This is a genomic window from Cellulomonas sp. P4_H12 (assembly GCF_056400905.1).
In genome coordinates this window covers 1-660 of record NZ_JBFUKJ010000089.1, presented here as the reverse complement: position 1 = coordinate 660, position 660 = coordinate 1, and the positions used below count along the sequence as shown (strand labels likewise).

Sequence of the window (660 nt, the reverse complement as noted above, 5' to 3'; positions counted from 1 at the left end):
TACCTGGTCTACGAGCCGTGGGCCTACGGCAACGGCAACTGGTGGACCTCCAAGGCCGGGTTCGGCGTCCCGTCCGGCATGGGCTACGCATCGTTCGGCACCATCGACGCCTTCGTCGCGGCGAACCCCGCGGCCCGCGTCATCGGCGTCGGCTACTCGCTGGGCTCCGGCGTGATCGGTGACGCGGTCATCAACAAGATCGTCGTCGGCGGCGCCACCTACACCTTCGGGCTCGAGCCCGTCGTCGTGCCCCCCAAGGTGACGACTCTCCACTCGACCGACAAGAACGCCGCGGGTTGGGGCTTCGGAGAGTCGCGCGTGTTCGGCCACCACGAGTACACGAAGGACGGTCTGCGCGTGTGGACCGAGGACGACCACGCCGGGCTCTCGACGTCCAAGTCGGCCGGCTACGTCGCGGCGAGCTTCCCCCTCGCCGACGCGGCGAGCACGACCATCGACTTCACCTCCTACTCCGGCGTCCGCCCCAGCGTGCAGCTCGCGGTCGACCGGGACGGCAACGGCACCTGGGACGGGTACCTGGTCTACGAGCCGTGGGCCTACGGCAACGGCAACTGGTGGACCTCCAAGGCCGGGTTCGGCGTCCCGTCCGGCATGGGCTACGCATCGTTCGGCACCATCGACGCCTTCGTCGCGGCGAAC

Annotated in this window: 1 protein-coding gene; it reads left to right on the top strand. The window is 69.4% G+C overall.

The features are described 5' to 3' along the window. Positions 1-660 (top strand): hypothetical protein (locus AC1DQC_RS19905; protein ID WP_477052958.1); only part of this gene is annotated, 660 nt, incomplete at both ends.